This is a genomic window from Sutcliffiella sp. FSL R7-0096, from assembly GCF_038595065.1.
Lineage (GTDB): Bacteria > Bacillota > Bacilli > Bacillales > Bacillaceae_I > Sutcliffiella_A.
This window is the reverse complement of the sequence record NZ_CP152003.1, coordinates 3,449,874-3,467,443: the sequence shown is the minus strand read 5'-3', so window position 1 is coordinate 3,467,443 and position 17,570 is coordinate 3,449,874. Positions and strand designations below refer to the sequence as shown.

Below are 17,570 nucleotides of genomic sequence, written 5' to 3'. Positions count from 1 at the left end.
GAATCATTGAATGAATCATTAAAAGAAAAGCTCGCCATTTTGCCTGACCAACCAGGATGCTATCTGATGAAAGATCGTCAAGGAACGATTATCTATGTCGGAAAGGCGAAGGTCCTGAAAAATCGAGTTCGCTCGTATTTTACTGGGAGCCATGATGGTAAGACGCTCCGACTTGTAAATGAAATTGTCAACTTTGAATATATTGTGACTTCATCCAATATTGAAGCACTGATACTTGAACTTAATCTTATAAAAAAACACAACCCTAAATACAATGTCATGCTAAAAGATGACAAGCGTTACCCCTTTATTAAAATTACTGCGGAAAAGCATCCGCGTCTTTTGATCACCAGAAAAGTTCAAAAGGATAAAGGGAAGTATTTTGGACCTTACCCGAATGTTCAAGCTGCTAATGAAACGAAAAAGTTGCTTGACCGGATCTATCCTCTCCGAAAGTGCATGACGCTTCCAGACAGGGTATGTCTTTACTATCACATGGGACAATGTCTTGCCCCTTGTGTGGAACATGTATCCGAGGAGACGAACAAGCAAATGGTCGATGGGATTGTCCGCTTTTTGAACGGTGGCTATAAGGAAGTCAAAACCGAGCTTACTGAAAAAATGATGAAAGCCTCAGAAAACCTGGAATTTGAACGGGCACAGGAATTCCGAGATCAAATCATCAATATTGAAGCGACAATGGAAAAGCAGAAAATGGAAATGAATGACTTCGTTGACCGGGATGTATTCGGATACGCTTATGACAAGGGGTGGATGTGCGTACAAGTCTTTTTCATCCGTCAGGGAAAATTGATCGAGCGTGATGTGTCCTTGTTTCCAATCTACAATGAGCCGGAAGAAGATTTCCTCACGTTCCTGGGTCAGTTTTACTCTAAGCAGAATCATTTTGTACCAAAAGAAGTCATGCTTCCAAGTCAAATAGACCTGCCGGTTGCGCAAGAGCTTTTACAAACAAACGTGCTTCAGCCGCAACGGGGAAAAAAGAAGCAGTTGGTGGATCTCGCCAATAAGAACGCAAAAGTTGCACTTGGAGAAAAATTCTCTTTAATTGAGCGGGATGAGGGCAGAACCATCAAAGCGGTCGAAAACCTCGGCGAAATCCTTGGCATCATGACACCGCACCGTATTGAAGCCTTTGATAACTCGAATATCCAAGGCACTGATCCGGTCTCAGCCATGGTCGTCTTTATTGATGGCAAGCCAGAGAAAAGAGAGTATCGCAAGTATAAGACCAAAAGTGTCCAAGGTCCTGATGACTATGAATCCATGAGAGAGGTAGTGCGAAGAAGATATACACGAGTTTTGAAAGAGTCATTACCACTCCCGGACCTGATTGTAATTGATGGTGCCAAAGGTCATATGAGTGCTGTAAGGGATGTCCTTGAAAATGAACTGGATTTATTCATTCCGATTGTCGGCCTTGCCAAAGACGACAAGCATAGAACAAGTAACCTCCTCGCTGGGGAGGATGCAATGATTGTTCCGCTCGAGAGAACAAGTCAGGAGTTCTATCTTCTTCAACGTATTCAGGATGAAGTCCATCGATTCGCCATTACCTTCCACCGGCAGATCAGAAGTAAAAGTGTGTTTCAATCCATACTTGATGAAATTACAGGGGTTGGGGCTACAAGGAAAAAGGTCCTCATGAAACACTTCGGTTCTGTCGCAAAGATGAAAGAGGCCACTGTGGAAGAAATACAGGCTGCGAAAATACCGAAGCCGATAGCTGAAGAAATTTTTAAAAAACTTCGTGAATAGGTGTTGTAACGGAATCTATTGTCTGTTATAATCACTATTAATTTCATAATGTACCACTTCAAATCGATGAAGTGATGATAGAGGTGCGAACTTCAAAAGTATGTAATCGGAGAAGAAAGAGCTTCCGGGATGATTACGGAAAGGGGAGGATCGCCGAAGTAAAAAAAAGTCTCTTTTTCTTTTTTTTACTGGTTCTGCGTTTAAGAAATGTAGGACTGTCAGGTTGTCTTTGTGCTGCCTGGAGAGCTATCTCACCGCGTGAACGGATTCTTTATTTGACCAATCACAGCAATGAGACATTAGCTCATTGCTGTTTTTTTATATCCTCAAAAAGCTGCTTTGGCTAAATGCGTACTGAGAGCTATCTAACATTATGATGAAATTACAAATTCTGTAAAAACTTAGCTATTGATTGGAGCACAGGGCGAAGACTCATGAGGGAGATAGCGCTAGGTGGAGACCCGCAGGCTTGCCGAGGAGGCTCCAGTGGCGTCCTTGGGAAAGCGAAGCCCGGATTGGAAATCAACAGCGGCGTTTAACAGAACTAACTAATGAAAAGGGAATGGTGCACATGTCAACGATTGTTGTACAGAAATTCGGAGGAACATCAGTAGGCTCGGTTGAACGAATTCAGCACGTTGCAAGTCGGGTCATCAGTGAAGTGGAAAACGGACATAAAGTAGTAGTAGTGGTTTCGGCTATGGGAAAAACAACAGATGAGCTGTTGACGTTAGCGAATGCTATCAACCCCCATCCTAGCAAGCGCGATATGGATATGCTTTTGACAACTGGTGAGCAAATCACCATCTCTTTACTTGCCATGGCCTTGCAGGTTAGAGGGCATGAAGCGGTTTCCCTAACAGGCTGGCAAGCGGGAATCCGTACAGAGCCGGTCCATGGAAACGCAAGGATTACGCATATTGAAACAGATCTTTTAAAAAGTCACTTAAATGCGGGGAAAATTGTCATTGTTGCAGGATTCCAAGGGATTACGGCCACAAATGAAATCACAACGCTTGGACGCGGTGGATCGGACACTACTGCGGTTGCATTGGCTGCGGCCCTAAACGCAGAGAAGTGTGACATTTATACAGATGTTACTGGTGTCTTCACCACAGACCCGCGGTTTGTAAAAGGAGCAAGAAAACTTGCTGCCATCGCATATGATGAAATGCTCGAACTGGCCAATCTAGGTGCAGGGGTTCTTCACCCCCGTGCGGTTGAATTTGCTAAAAATTATGGAGTGCAGCTGGTTGTGCGGTCCAGTATGGAAGAGGAAGAAGGAACGATCATTGAGGAGGAAGTATCCATGGAAAAAAATCTAGTTGTAAGAGGAATCGCATTTGAAGATCAAATCACCCGCATTACCGTTTGTAGCCTGCCTAATGAGCTACATACATTATCGACCATTTTTACGACTTTAGCTCAACATAGCTTGAACGTGGATATCATCATCCAAACAAGCATGGATAAAGATACTACAAATATCTCGTTCTCTGTTAAAACAGTAGACGTGAAAGATACAATTGAAGTGTTGGAGCAACACCAAAGCCGCTTAGGATTCACAGCCATCGAGCAGGAGAGCGGACTTGCGAAGGTATCCATCGTCGGTTCCGGAATGGTATCAAATCCAGGGGTGGCAGCAGAAATGTTCCAGGTCCTTGCAACAGAAGGCATCCATGTGAAAATGGTAAGTACTTCCGAAATCAAGGTTTCTACAGTAGTCGATGTTGCTGAAATGGTTCGTGCGGTAGAGGCGCTTCACGTGGCATTTAAGCTGGGAGAAGAGTCTGTTGAGAGAGTATTAAGCTAAAAGAATACTAGTTTTTATTTCGAAAGTGCCCTTTTCCTACTTGAGAGGGCGCTTTTTTTGCTTAAGTAGAGAGTGTGCGCGTGCAATGACCAACCGTTACAAGCCAAAGCAAGCAAAATACTTTCCGTTAATGAAAATACGAGCTGCTAAACAAATATATGAGCCGTTAAACAAAAATACGAGCTGTTACACAAATATATGAGCCGTTAAACAAAAATACGAGCTGTTACACAAATATATGAGCAGTTAAACAAAAAATACGAGCCGATCGACAAAAAACCGCAATATCCCCCTCCCGAGTCCCCCCTTCCCCCACAATAATTCCACCAAAAAAAGCCGACCACCCCAACAAAGGGCAATCGGCCATCACCTATCTCAAATTTAGTAAGCGGAAAATCTAACATCATTAGGTTGCCACCCGTAAGGTAGTCAAAAGCCATCCACCCAGAACCCACTGCATGTTCACTCTATGCATGGCTGTCCGCCAACCACCCTGGAGGCAGCAACGAACTCCATTACCTATCCCACTGTACTGTAATCGTAATCTCTTTTCGTTTTTTTTGTTCTTCAATCGCCTCTGCGGTTTTCCCTTTTTGGCGTTGGATCTGCTCAGCGAGGAAACCTGCTTCAAGTTGGAAGGTAGCGTCCTTGTTCAAATCAAGGCGGCGCGCAACCATCTCACCGCGTATGAGGTATTTTACTTCATATTTGCTCTGTTCGATCAGTTCAAGCTCGCCCCACCCAGCCTCTTTAAAGAACTGGACAATTTCCTCTTGGGTATCAATCGTGAACTTACGTGCAAGCTGTTTTCCAGCCCAGTAAATGAGCTGAATATGATCCTTTCCCAATAGGTCAGGCAGGAGCATGTCGCGGATCAATTCGTACCCGAAGATAGGGACTTGGATTTGTGTGTCGACCACTTGTTGTTGGTTGTTCGATTCTGTCATTTAGTTCCCCTCTTTCTCTACCTTTATTATATACCATCCAAGCCCTTAAATAAATGAAACGTATGGAGTATTTTATTCTACGAAAATATTTTTCTATTTTTCTGATAATTACAGTGGAGGATAGAGTTTTTCTAAAAGTTCAATTTTTGTTCGCGTTTTCTTGACGCTACACATATAGGGGAGTAAAATAAATATGTCACATATTTGTCGATAAATCTGCAAAGGCTTTCATTTTATTGAAAGTTTCAAAAATGAGATGGGGAGTTCCTTGATTTTCTACTATAATAGATAGTGAAAAGCAGAACTTACAAAACATCTAATCTATTTTCTTATTCGAAAAAGGGGGTTAAGTGATGGCAACTGAACGTGAATTTTTACTTCGTAGACTCCACTCGTTACTAGGAGTCATTCCTGTTGGTCTTTTCTTAGTTCAGCATTTGGTTATCAACCATTTTGCGACTAAAGGGCCAGAATCTTTTAACAAAGCGGCACACTTTATGGAGAGCTTGCCGTTTCGTTATGCGCTAGAAATTTTTGTAATCTTTCTTCCAATCCTATTCCACGCTATCTATGGCTTATATATTGCTTTTACAGCAAAAAACAATGTAAGCAAATATGGATTTGTTCGTAACTGGATGTTTATGCTTCAACGCTTTACAGGAATCGTTACATTAATTTTTATCGTATGGCATGTATGGGAAACGAGAATCGCAGCAGCACTTGGAGCGGACGTTAACTACAACATGATGGCAGACATCCTGTCCAGCCCGTTTATGTTCTGGTTCTACATTGTTGGTGTAATTGCAACGATCTTCCACTTTGCAAATGGCCTATGGTCTTTCTGTGTTAGCTGGGGAATCACTGTAACTCCTCGTTCTCAACTTATTGCAACCTACGTAACAATCGGGATTTTCTTTGCATTATCTTTCGTAGGTGTCCGTGCAATTCTAGCATTCGTCTAATCAGCAACTATTAAGGAGTGAGTTACATATGAGTAAAAAAGTTATCGTGGTCGGCGGTGGACTTGCGGGGTTGATGGCAACCATCAAAGTCGCTGAAGCCGGTGTGCCAGTTGATCTATTTTCATTAGTACCAGTTAAACGTTCTCACTCAGTTTGTGCCCAGGGTGGAATAAACGGGGCAGTTAACACTAAAGGAGAAGGGGATTCTCCTTGGGAACACTTTGACGATTCCGTATACGGGGGAGATTTCCTAGCGAATCAGCCTCCTGTAAAAGCGATGTGTGAAGCGGCACCAGGAATCATCCATCTATTGGACCGTATGGGAGTTATGTTCAACCGTACTCCTGAGGGATTACTAGACTTCCGTCGCTTTGGTGGGACACAGCATCACCGTACAGCATTTGCTGGTGCAACAACAGGTCAGCAGCTGTTATATGCGTTGGACGAGCAAGTTCGTCGACACGAAGTATCCGGTCTTGTAACAAAATATGAAGGCTGGGAGTTCTTGGGTTCTGTTATCGATGACGATGGCGTTTGCCGCGGAGTTGTCGCACAAAACCTTACAAGCATGGAGATCGTATCATTCCCTGCAGATGCTGTAATTATGGCAACCGGTGGACCTGGTATCATCTTCGGGAAATCCACAAACTCTGTTATCAATACAGGTTCTGCTGCTTCCATCGTGTATCAGCAAGGTGCTTATTATGCGAACGGTGAGTTCATCCAGATTCATCCGACAGCCATTCCTGGAGATGACAAGCTTCGTCTGATGAGTGAGTCGGCTCGTGGAGAAGGTGGACGTGTTTGGACTTACAAAGATGGTAAGCCTTGGTACTTCCTGGAGGAAAAATATCCTGCTTACGGTAACCTTGTGCCACGTGACATCGCGACACGTGAAATCTTCGATGTGTGTGTAAACCAGAAGCTTGGTGTTAACGGTGAAAACATGGTATACCTGGATCTTTCCCATAAGGATCCGAAAGAATTGGATATCAAACTTGGCGGTATCATTGAAATCTATGAAAAATTCATGGGTGACGATCCGCGTAAAGTACCAATGAAAATTTTCCCTGCTGTTCACTATTCCATGGGTGGAATCTGGGTAGATTATGACCAAATGACAAACATCCCTGGACTATTTGCTGCAGGTGAATGTGATTATTCCCAGCATGGTGCAAACCGTCTTGGAGCGAACTCCTTACTTTCTGCAATCTATGGTGGTATGGTAGCTGGTCCAAAAGCGGTAGAATACATGAACGGATTGGAGAAATCCACAGATTCCCTTTCTTCCTCCCTTTTCGATCGCTATGTAAAAGAAGAAGAAGCAAAGTGGAACAAGATCATGACAATGAATGGTACAGAGAATGCTTATGTGCTTCATAAAGAGCTTGGGGAGTGGATGACAGACAACGTAACAGTTGTACGTTACAACGACAAGCTGAAGCAAACGGATGAGAAAATCCAAGAGCTTCTTGAGCGCTATGATAATATCAACATCCACGATACAGCGAAATGGAGCAACCAAGGAGCGGCGTTCACTCGTCAGCTACAGCACATGCTTCAATTAGCACGTGTTATCACCATTGGTGCATACAATCGTAATGAGAGCCGTGGAGCTCATTATAAACCGGACTTCCCAGAGCGTAACGATGAGGAGTTCTTAAAAACAACAATGGCGAAATTCACAGGTCCTAAATCTGCCCCAGAGTTCCATTATGAAGAGGTAGATGTAAGCTTGATTCCGCCGCGTAAGCGTGACTACTCTAAGAAAAAAGGGGGTAAAGAATGATGGCTGAACAAACAAAAACTGTAACGTTTAAAGTGAAGCGTCAAGATGGTCCCGAGGGAACCCCTTATTATGAAACGTTTGAATTACCATACCGCCCGAACATGAACGTAATCTCTGCACTTATGGAAGTTCGTCGTAACCCTGTTAACAATGAAGGGAAAGAGACGACTCCTGTAAACTGGGATATGAACTGTTTGGAGGAAGTGTGTGGAGCGTGTTCCATGGTGATCAACGGCAAGCCGAGACAATCCTGTACGGCGCTTGTAGACCAATTGGAGCAACCGATCGTACTTGAGCCGATGAGCACATTCCCTGTGGTTCGTGACCTTCAAGTGGATAGAAGTCGCATGTTCGATTCCTTGAAAAAGGTTAAAGCATGGATTCCAATCGATGGTACCTACGATCTTGGACCTGGTCCTCGTATGCCGGAGAAAAAACGTCAATGGGCATATGAACTCTCCAAATGTATGACATGTGGAGTATGTTTGGAAGCTTGTCCTAATGTTAATAGCAAATCTGAGTTCATCGGTCCTGCACCGTTATCCCAAGTGCGTTTATTCAACGCCCATCCAACTGGGGAAATGAACAAATCCGAGCGTCTGGAAGCAATCATGGGTGACGGAGGCCTTGCAAACTGTGGTAACTCACAGAACTGTGTGCAGTCTTGCCCGAAAGGTATTCCTTTGACAACATCCATCGCTGCGCTTAACCGCGACACGACGGTTCAGATGTTCAGAAACTTCTTTGGTTCCGACCAAGGGTAATAAACAACCAACAGAACGCCTCTTTACTAAAAAGGGGCGTTTTTTACAAATGCGCATGTTAGAAAATTCAGAATGATTTAAACGACGGTTAATTTCCGTTCCAGGCGCTTCGTTTTTCTGCGGGCGGTCCGGGAGCCTCCTCGGCAAGCCTGAGGGGTCTCCTGTCCCTTCCTCTCGGGGAAAGCGAACACCTAAAACGAAAGGAAACAGGGAGTTAAAGCCAACATCAATATTTTTTAAAATAGGGAGGAATATAGATGAAAAAACCAGCTTATATAGAAGATCTTCAACAATGGATGAATGAGTTCTCATTCAGTCACGGAGTCAAAGTGAGATTTTCCGAGACGGATATGTTCGGGCATATGAACAATACAGTTCCGTTTGTTTATTTTGAAGAAGCTAGAATTGAATTTTTTAAGAGTCTGGGTTTTATGCAAGACTGGACACAGGAAGGAAGCAATACCATTCCAGTCGTAGCGGATTTACAATGTGATTTTCTAAAGCAGGTTTATTTTGGTGAGGAATTAGAGGTATGTGTAAAAGCGAATCAAGTAGGAACCTCTTCTGTCGATCTGCATTATCTTGGTAGAAAGAGTAATGGAGAGCCATGTTTTGTAGGAAGAGGACGCATGGTCCAGCTCAATAAACACACTGGAAAAGGGGAAGCATGGACTGAGGAGCAGAAAAATCTCTTTCTTTCTATAGAAACTTTGAAAAAATAATGAAAATACGTCTAAATACATGTAACTCCCGCCCTCCTTCTAACATATTATACCATGACTAAATATACACCCATCCGCTAGTTCAGCTCTGGCTAAGGCAAGGAGGGTTACAATTATTGAAGGAGAAAGAGTTTCAACCAAAGCCATTGCTTACCAAAAGAGAAAGAGAAGTATTTGAGCTGTTAGTTCAGGATAAGACAACCAAAGAGATTGCTGGTGAGTTGTTTATCAGTGAAAAGACAGTTCGGAACCACATTTCAAATGCTATGCAAAAGCTGGGAGTAAAGGGGCGTTCCCAAGCAGTTGTCGAGCTTCTTCGCATGGGAGAATTAGAGCTTTAACTTAACCTGCCGACTATCTTCTAACAAACCTGTTATGAATGGTAGTCGGTTATTTATTCTTGATTAAACCAAGTATTTCAATGTGGGTAAATATGTTTATAAGCCTTTACATCTTGCTTTTTATATGAAAACATAAGAAAATAAACATACTAGACACAATGAATACATGACATCTTATGTTCAGATAAGGCTGTTTTCGTAACTTTGTTGCTTTTCGTATTTATAAGTAACTCGTTTTACTCCTTACTGTCGTGCTCTTTTCTTGTTAAGAATGAGAATAGTTGCATGTGTAAATTAGAGTAGATTTACGGTAAAAAATTCCATTACTGACATTTTACGTGGGATAGCAACAATTCTTGAGAAGAGCTGAGATAAAAAGAAAAAGGGAAGAAAGAGGGTCGAGAATGACGAATCAGAATGAAGCAGTATTACAGGACCAACAATTAGTGGCTGATATAGAAAAATCATTAAGATACATAGCGACATTAGTAAAGCAAAAAGGTCGCGAAATTCTGAGCAATTACACGATCACACCTCCTCAATTCGTTGCGTTGCAATGGTTGCTTGAAGGTGGGGATATGACGATTGGTGAATTGTCCACGAAAATGTATTTGGCATGCAGTACGACTACAGATCTTGTAGACCGTATGGAAAAGAATGAACTTGTCCAGCGTGTAAAAGATCCGAACGACCGTCGTGTAGTGCGAATCCATCTGTTAGAAGAAGGAGAGCGCATCATTGCAGAAGTGGTAAAAAAACGTCAGGACTACTTGCAAAACATACTAAAGAACTATTCCAAAGATGAGATTTTCATGTTAGAAAAGTGTTTAGCACGTTTACATCTAGAAATGAAAGAATGAGGGATTTAGTTGCAAAGACCAATTGGAGTTATTGATTCTGGAGTAGGAGGCCTGACGGTTGCGAAAGAAATCATGCGTCAGTTGCCAAAAGAGCGCATCATTTATCTGGGGGATACGGCTCGTTGTCCCTATGGGCCAAGGCCTGTTGACGAGGTAAGGCTTTACACATGGGAAATGACCAGGTACCTGTTGACCCATGATATCAAGATGCTCGTTATCGCTTGTAACACCGCCACAGCTGTTATATTGGATGAGATAAGGGAACAATTGGACATTCCTGTTATAGGAGTTGTGGATCCTGGTGCCAGAACGGCGCTGAAGGTCACTTCAAATTATCAGGTAGGTGTCATCGGTACTGTCGGGACGATTAACAGTGGTGCCTATGCCGATGCCCTTAGATCTATCAACAATGAAGTGCATGTGGAAAGCTTGGCTTGCCCGAACTTCGTGCCGTTAGTCGAAAGCGGGGATTTCGAAGGCGAGCGGGCTAGAGGGATTGTTCAGGATACCCTACACCTTTTCAAGGGCTCAAAGATCGATACATTGATACTTGGATGTACCCATTATCCTTTATTGCGTTCTACAATCCAGGAAGTGATGGGGGAGGATATCCAGCTGATATGTTCGGGTGATGAAACGGCCCGTGAAGTCAGTACGATCCTCAATTTCAAAAAGCTTTTAAACAAAAGCCAATTAAAAGAACAGCACCAATTCTACACAACCGGCTCAAAGGAAATGTTTGAGAAAATAGCAAGCAAACTGTTCGAGCAGCCGATTGAAAATGTACAAACGATTGTACTGGATCCGATTGGGATCTAACAATCTACAAAGTATATGAGAGGCCACCCTATCCAATTTGGATAGAGTGGCTTTTTTGTGATTTATTCAGAAGGCTCTTTTCGTAAACTTGTTGCTTTTTCGTATGGATACAATAACCGTTATTTTCCTTACTGTCGTGCTCCTTTCCCTGCCGTTCTTAAGAAACTGCTTGCACCTTTTAGAGTATGAAAGCAGTAAAAAGTCCAATTGCAGACTTTTTATAAGGATATAGCAACAATCTTTGAGCAAAGAGCCATTCGGAACAAAAAAATAAAGCAATTTACAAATGGGACAAAACTTTTTACAGAGCTCGGTCTATTTTTTGGAAAGCTCGTATATATATTAGTACAAACCGTCTTAGGAGGGAAACCTATGTCTCATAAAAAAGTGAAAATGACCGCTGCTGCCGTGCTTGCTTCTTCTGTGCTTTTATCTGGATGTGGATTATTTGGAGGTGACGAGCAAGCAGGCTCCGAACAGGATATTCCGCAGGATGTTTCATATGTAGATGATGTAGCAAACGAAAATGGTACAGAAAATGATGTAACCGGGGAAGAAACGGATGGGGAAGAGGCTGCATCCGAAAATGTCCAAAGAGAATTATACTTAATTGATAGCAATGGATATGTTGTTTCGCAGACGATGGAGTTGCCAAAAACAAACGAAGTGGCGAAACAGGCATTGGAATACTTAGTTGCCGGTGGACCGGTGGATGCCATGCTGCCGAATGGGTTCCGTGCCGTTTTACCTGCTGGAACGGAAGTGGACGTGAACCTTAAGGAAGACGGCACCATCGTTGCTGATTTCAACAACGAATTCATGAGTTATGATGCTGCAGATGAAGAGAAAATTCTTCAAGCAATCACATGGACGCTCACACAATTCGAAAATGTGGATAAGGTCCAAATAATGGTGAATGGACATCTGCAAACAGTGATGCCTGTCAACAAAACCCCTATTGGGGAAGGTGTAAGCAGAGCCAATGGGATTAACTATGATACGGCCGAAGCCGTCGATCTAATGAGTTCCCGCGCCGTGACGCTATACTTTATGGCGGAAAGCAATGAAGGAGACCCATATTATGTTCCGGTCACAGCGAGACTGAGCTTAGATGGTAAAGATAAGTATGCTGCGATTGTGGAGGCCCTTATCAAAGGACCAGCGCATAATTCGGGCTTAACGAATGACTTGAGCAATGAAATTGCCCTCTTGGATGATCCGGTAATGGAAGATGGAAATCTAGTACTGAATTTTAATGAAGCGATCTTAGGTCTTGAGGGGCGTATAGTGTCCAAGTCAATTGTAGATTCCTTGGTACTCACTTTGACCGAGCAGACAGGTGTGGAGAGCATTGCCATCACGGTGGACGGGGAAGGCGATCTTATGGCGACAGATGGCACGAACATCTCTGAACCTGTGACACGTCCTGAAAAAGTGAACACGGGCAGGTTTTAAAGTGTAAAATTTGATATACTAATAATAGAACCGAGAAGAGGTGAGACACTGCCTCTTCTTTCTTTTTATTCTGTAATAGAAGTTATTGTTGAATTTAGCTTGTTTTATAGCTGTTGATTGTAGTATAGGGTGTAGACTCCTGAGGGTGGAAGCGGTAGACTTGAGATCCCTGAAGCGTTGTGAGGAGGCTCAAGCACCGCCCCGTGGAAAGCGAAGCCCGGTACGGAAATCAACAGCGAGGATAATAGAGCCTTCTTTTTTATAGGCACTTTTCTAAAAGATTGTTGCTATTCACTAATAAAAAGTCGGCAGTAGGACTATTTATTGCTTACGTATCTGTAAATATGCAAGTAGTAATTTAAATCCTATAGTGGAAAAGAGCACGACAGTAAGTAATATAACGGATGATTTGAATATACGAAAAGCAACAAAGTATACGAAAACAGCCTTTTTATATAATGGCGACAAAAGGAGTTTGTTAGAATGTCCAGATCAGATGGAAGAGAACAAAATCAAATTAGAACAGTTGAAGTTATCACCGATTACATCACCCATCCAGAAGGATCGGTTTTAATTTGTGTAGGAAATACAAAAGTAATTTGTTCAGCAACGATAGAAGACAGGGTGCCACCTTTTATGCGCGGTGGAGGAAAAGGATGGATTACAGCGGAATATTCCATGCTTCCAAGGGCAACAGAGAAAAGAACCATGCGGGAGTCCACAAAAGGCAAGGTCACCGGCAGAACAATGGAAATCCAACGTCTGATCGGTCGTGCGCTACGGTCGGTTGTGGAATTGGAGAAAATAGGTGAAAAGACGATTTGGATCGACTGTGATGTCATCCAAGCTGATGGTGGAACAAGAACGGCATCCATCACAGGTGCGTTTGTGGCGATGGTGCTAGCCTTTCAGAAACTAGTGGAAGCAAAAAAGATAGCTGATATACCAGTGACAGACTTTTTGGCGGCTACTTCAGTTGGAGTAATGGAAGACGGGGAGCCGCTGCTTGATTTGAATTACATAGAAGACTCCACTGCCCAAGTGGATATGAACGTCATCATGACGGGTTCCTTGGAACTTGTGGAATTGCAGGGAACTGGAGAAGAAGCAACATTTTCAAGAAAACAACTGAATGAATTGTTGGATCTGGCAGAAGAAGGGGTCCTCCATCTGGTGGAGGAACAAAAAAAGGCATTAGGAGCCTTGGCTGAGAGTATCAGTGAAAAAGGAAAAAGGAGAAAATCAAGATGACTGAGATTATCATTGCAACCAATAATCCTGGGAAAGTAAAAGATTTTAAAGTGATCTTGGAACCCAAGGGATTTATGGTTAAATCCCTTGCTGACTTCCCTCACGTCCCAGACGTGGAGGAAACGGGAACTACCTTTGAAGCAAATGCTTTACTAAAAGCGGAGGCGGTATCGGCACACCTAGGAAAAATAGTGCTTGCAGATGATTCCGGCCTTGAGGTGGATGCACTAAATGGAGAGCCTGGTGTGTATTCCGCTCGCTATGCGGGTATGGATAAAGATGATAGAAAAAACATCCTAAAGGTGCTCAAAAGAATGGAAGGAGTACCTGAAAAGAAGCGTACGGCTCGATTTGTATGTGTATTGGCAGTAGTCGATCCTGATGGGGAAAAGTTTACCGTTCGTGGCACGTGTGAAGGTACCATCGCTTTTGAACCTGTAGGGGATAACGGTTTTGGCTATGATCCGATTTTTTATGTGGAAGAGAAACAGAGGACGATGGCCCAACTTTCCAAAGAAGAAAAAAGTGAAATCAGTCACAGGGGAAATGCCATCAGTCAATTGACCAATCAGTGGGAGATGCTCTCCCGCAAAAACTAGGAGTGGAAGCATGAAAGTTTTAATTGTTAGTGACAATCATGGACAAGCAGAGGTACTTCGGCAAATAAAGGCCCGTCATCAAGGGGAAGTGGACCTTTTCATCCATTGTGGTGATTCTGAACTCCCATCGGCATGTGAAGAAATGAAAGGCTTTTATGGTGTAAGAGGAAACTGCGATTATGATGATGATTATCCTCAACAATTAACCAAGGAATTTTCCAACAACCGACTTTTTGCTACACATGGACATCTTTATCAAGTGAAATCTTCTTTGCTGCCATTAAAATATGCCGCAGAAGAAGAGGAAGCGAATATTGTTTGCTTCGGACATTCGCATATCGCAGGTGTCGAGTTTCTGGATGGAATCCTATTTATAAATCCGGGCAGCATAGAACTTCCCCGTATGACACGCAACAAGACCTATGCTATACTAGATACAAAAGACTCCACTTATTTTGTACATTACTATAATGAAAAGGGAGAAAAACTTTCTTCCCATACATTTGATAAGTGACAAGGGAGAGGTTAACCCTCTCTCTTTAATTGAATTAAAATTATTCGAGGAAAGTTTTCAAAAAGTGTTGACTTTAATTTATGTATCTCATATAATAAATCTTGTCGCTGATGATAATTAGTAAATATTTCTTATCGGGGAATACATTGCAAGTCTTTTATATTGTCCCAGTAGCTCAGTTGGATAGAGCAACGGCCTTCTAAGCCGTGTGTCGGGGGTTCGAATCCCTCCTGGGACGCCATTTTACCTAAAGAACACCATGTGCATTTTTATGAATACTCTTAAAAAGAGTGCTGATAAAAATGATTGCATGGTGTTTTTGCTTTTTCGATTAAAACATAACCATCCCCCCTATCACTTGTGCTCCCCTTAAAACACTGATAAACTTGTTTCAAATATTTCCACAATAAAAATAGGACGGCTACATACATATGAAAAAACCAAAAAAGATAGTTGAGTTTCCGAATCTTAAACAGAGGCTGTTGGAAAAAGCGATGCAAACCATGAAAGAGAAAAAGTTCTCGGAGGCATTGGAGCTTTTTGAACAGGCTCGAGAAAATGATTATGCCTATGCGGAAGTTGAACTTGGGATGGTTGTTTGCTTTATGGAACTCGGTCAACTGACAGAGGCAAAGAATCGTTGCAAGAAAATGTTGCGTGAGGATATCGGTGATTATTTTCATGTGCTTCAAATTTACATAACCATACTGATTCAATTAAAAGAGTATGCAGAAGTCAAATTGACAATAGAAGCAATCCTCGAAGAAGATAAATTGCCCGCTCAGTATGCACAAAATTTTTATCAGCTCTTGGAATTTGCCAGAAAAATGCTCCCTTCCGAAGAAACGGATCAGGTTGAGCCAGACTATGGTCAAGCAAACGACCAAGAAGATGAGGTTTTTTTGTTACATGAAGGGACAGTTCAAAAACAATATGAGTTGATCCAGATGTTTAAGCACCGTAATATTCGTCCACTCATCCCTGATATTCAAAAATATTTAGTAGATGAACTAAAGCATCCGGTCCTGAAAACGTTCTTGCTTCATATTCTTATAGAACAAGGCTGGGACAAGGAAACAGAAGTGCATAAGATGGGTCAACGGATCACCATCGTTCCAACAGATTTGATGAGCGGTGAAAATGATCCTTTCTTAAACAAGATCATCACCATACTGGAAGACAAAGTGGAAAGTGATAATCCAACACTTTTTGAAGGGTTAAAAGAAATGCTGGTACGTATTCATACTGTTCAATTTCCTTTCCCTTTCACTCCCGATAAACCAGAAGTATGGGCGGCTGGGCTGCATTGTGCGGGTGTGGAACTATTTAGTTTAGGTGTGGCAGATGAGGAACTGGCAGGGGAATATGATGTGTCTGCATTAGAAATGAAATCGGCAGTACGGGAGATCAATAAGCTTGAAGATTTTTCATATTTGCGATTATAAGGCTATGTGTTGAACTCGTCGTGGATTATGTTATAATGTAAGGGTTGTAAACTGTATATACGATATAGGTTCTTAGATTACCTCTTGTTTAAGGGGTGTTTAAGACTGTGTACTTGCAGCAAATTGTAGAAAACAACAACCACCATGTGTGGTTCATCAGAATGGATAGTGTCCGAAACATTATCTTTTTTGAAAATAGATGTTGGAGGGAAAATTATGTCTGCTAAATGGGAAAAGTTAGAAGGTAATCAAGGCGTATTAACGGTTGAAGTGGATGCTGACACTGTTAACAAAGGTCTTGACGCTGCATTCAAAAAAGTAGTAACTAAAGTAAACGTACCAGGTTTCCGTAAAGGGAAAATTCCTCGTGGAATGTTCGAACAACGTTTTGGTGTAGAATCCCTATACCAAGATGCTCTTGATATCATTCTTCCAACTGCATACTCTAACGCAGTTGTTGAAACTGGAATCGAGCCTGTTGATCAACCAGAAATCGACATCGAAACAATCGCTAAAAACGAAAAGCTTGTATTCACTGCTAAAGTTATCGTGAAGCCTGAAGTTAAACTTGGCGAATACAAAGGATTAGAAGTGGAGCGTTTAGACGCTAATGTTACTGACGAAGACGTGGAAGCTGACTTGAAAGGCCTTCAAGAGCGTCAAGCTGAGCTTGTTGTTAAAGAAGAAGGAACTGTAGAGAACGGCGATACAGTTGTTATGGACTTTGAAGGATTCGTTAACGGCGAAGCATTCGAAGGTGGAAAAGCGGAGAACTATTCTTTAGAAATCGGTTCTAATACGTTCATCCCAGGTTTCGAAGAGCAATTAGTAGGACTTGCAGCTGGAGCGGAGAAAGAAGTAGAAGTTTCTTTCCCTGAAGAATACCACGCTGAAGAGCTTGCTGGTAAGCCTGCAGTTTTCAAAGTGACTGTACACGAAATCAAAACAAAAGAACTTCCTGCACTTGACGATGAGTTCGCGAAAGATGTAGACGAAGAAGTTGAAACGCTTGAAGAGCTTAAAGCTAAAACAAAAGCTCGCCTTGAAGAAGCGAAGAAAACAGAAGCTGACAACCACCTTCGCGACACGCTAGTGGACAAAGCTGCTGCTAACGCAGAAGTGGAAGTTCCTGAAGCAATGGTTAAAACTGAAACAGACCGCATGGTTCGTGAATTCGAACAACGCCTTCAAATGCAAGGAATGAACATGGAGCTTTACTTCCAGTTCTCCGGTCAAGACGAAGAAGCTCTTCGCACTCAAATGAAAGAAGATGCAGAAAAGCGTGTGAAAATGAACCTTACGCTTGAAGCTATCTCCAAAGCTGAAAACATCGAAGTAACAGATGAAGAAGCAAACGAAGAAATCGAAAAAATGGCTGGCATGTACAACATGTCTGTTGACCAAATCAAGCAAGCATTAGGCAGCTTGGAAGGTCTTAAAGAAGATTTGAAAATCAGAAAAGCAATTGATTTCCTTGTAGAAAACAGCAAAGATGTTGCATAATAGAGTT

General features: G+C 42.3%; 16 protein-coding genes, 1 tRNA gene and 1 riboswitch. Of the genes, 16 read left to right on the top strand and 1 reads right to left on the bottom strand.

Annotated elements, in window-relative coordinates; translation table 11 throughout:
* Nucleotides 1-6: 6 nt before the first annotated feature.
* Both uvrC and MKY77_RS17755 read left to right on the top strand, forming a co-directional pair.
* Nucleotides 7-1,779, top strand: coding sequence for an excinuclease ABC subunit UvrC (gene uvrC / locus MKY77_RS17760; RefSeq protein WP_339147101.1), 1,773 nt, complete (start codon nt 7-9; stop codon nt 1,777-1,779).
* A gap of 70 nt (nt 1,780-1,849) precedes the next feature.
* Nucleotides 1,850-2,036, top strand: a riboswitch (Lysine riboswitch).
* Nucleotides 2,037-2,350: 314 nt separating this feature from the next.
* Nucleotides 2,351-3,592: an aspartate kinase gene (locus MKY77_RS17755; RefSeq protein WP_339147100.1), complete on the top strand. Its 1,242-nt coding sequence runs from the start codon at nt 2,351-2,353 to the stop codon at nt 3,590-3,592.
* A gap of 515 nt (nt 3,593-4,107) precedes the next feature.
* On the opposite strand, the gene MKY77_RS17750 is transcribed toward MKY77_RS17755, so the two are convergent.
* Nucleotides 4,108-4,539, bottom strand: coding sequence for a YslB family protein (locus MKY77_RS17750; RefSeq protein WP_339147099.1), 432 nt, complete (start codon nt 4,537-4,539; stop codon nt 4,108-4,110).
* 353 nt (nt 4,540-4,892) lie between these two features.
* On the opposite strand from MKY77_RS17750, the gene MKY77_RS17745 reads away from it, so the two are divergent.
* From MKY77_RS17745 to tig, 14 genes are all read left to right on the top strand, one after another.
* Complete coding sequence (locus tag MKY77_RS17745; protein WP_223490495.1) at nt 4,893-5,501, top strand: succinate dehydrogenase cytochrome b558 subunit; 609 nt, start codon at nt 4,893-4,895, stop codon at nt 5,499-5,501.
* A 28-nt stretch (nt 5,502-5,529) separates the two neighbouring features.
* Nucleotides 5,530-7,290 (top strand): succinate dehydrogenase flavoprotein subunit, encoded by a 1,761-nt coding sequence (sdhA, locus tag MKY77_RS17740; RefSeq protein WP_339147098.1) that lies wholly within the window; start codon nt 5,530-5,532, stop codon nt 7,288-7,290.
* On the top strand, nt 7,287-8,054 hold the full coding sequence (gene sdhB, locus MKY77_RS17735; protein ID WP_237663591.1) for a succinate dehydrogenase iron-sulfur subunit: 768 nt from the start codon (nt 7,287-7,289) through the stop codon (nt 8,052-8,054). Before sdhA ends, sdhB begins: the two co-directional genes overlap by 4 nt.
* Before the next feature lie 257 nt (nt 8,055-8,311).
* Complete coding sequence (locus MKY77_RS17730; RefSeq protein WP_339147097.1) at nt 8,312-8,776, top strand: thioesterase family protein; 465 nt, start codon at nt 8,312-8,314, stop codon at nt 8,774-8,776.
* A gap of 116 nt (nt 8,777-8,892) precedes the next feature.
* Complete coding sequence (gerE, locus tag MKY77_RS17725; protein ID WP_047972062.1) at nt 8,893-9,117, top strand: spore germination transcription factor GerE; 225 nt, start codon at nt 8,893-8,895, stop codon at nt 9,115-9,117.
* 404 nt (nt 9,118-9,521) lie between these two features.
* Nucleotides 9,522-9,977: a MarR family transcriptional regulator gene (locus MKY77_RS17720; RefSeq protein WP_237663594.1), complete on the top strand. Its 456-nt coding sequence runs from the start codon at nt 9,522-9,524 to the stop codon at nt 9,975-9,977.
* Between the two features lie 9 nt (nt 9,978-9,986).
* Entirely contained in the window at nt 9,987-10,796 is an 810-nt protein-coding gene (racE, locus tag MKY77_RS17715) for a glutamate racemase (protein WP_339147096.1), read from the top strand.
* Nucleotides 10,797-11,168: 372 nt separating this feature from the next.
* Nucleotides 11,169-12,251 (top strand): GerMN domain-containing protein, encoded by a 1,083-nt coding sequence (locus tag MKY77_RS17710; protein WP_339147095.1) that lies wholly within the window; start codon nt 11,169-11,171, stop codon nt 12,249-12,251.
* A gap of 483 nt (nt 12,252-12,734) precedes the next feature.
* A complete protein-coding gene (rph, locus tag MKY77_RS17705) occupies nt 12,735-13,502 on the top strand; it encodes a ribonuclease PH (protein ID WP_339147094.1) in 768 nt (255 codons plus the stop codon).
* Nucleotides 13,499-14,101 (top strand): XTP/dITP diphosphatase, encoded by a 603-nt coding sequence (locus MKY77_RS17700; protein WP_339147093.1) that lies wholly within the window; start codon nt 13,499-13,501, stop codon nt 14,099-14,101. Before rph ends, MKY77_RS17700 begins: the two co-directional genes overlap by 4 nt.
* A 10-nt stretch (nt 14,102-14,111) precedes the next feature.
* Entirely contained in the window at nt 14,112-14,615 is a 504-nt protein-coding gene (locus MKY77_RS17695; RefSeq protein WP_339147092.1) for a metallophosphoesterase, read from the top strand.
* Between the two features lie 164 nt (nt 14,616-14,779).
* Nucleotides 14,780-14,856 (top strand) — tRNA-Arg (locus MKY77_RS17690).
* Between the two features lie 190 nt (nt 14,857-15,046).
* Nucleotides 15,047-16,060, top strand: a complete 1,014-nt coding sequence (locus MKY77_RS17685) for a tetratricopeptide repeat protein (protein ID WP_339147091.1) — start codon at nt 15,047-15,049, stop codon at nt 16,058-16,060.
* A gap of 216 nt (nt 16,061-16,276) precedes the next feature.
* Complete coding sequence (gene tig, locus MKY77_RS17680; RefSeq protein WP_339147090.1) at nt 16,277-17,563, top strand: trigger factor; 1,287 nt, start codon at nt 16,277-16,279, stop codon at nt 17,561-17,563.
* Nucleotides 17,564-17,570: the final 7 nt, after the last annotated feature.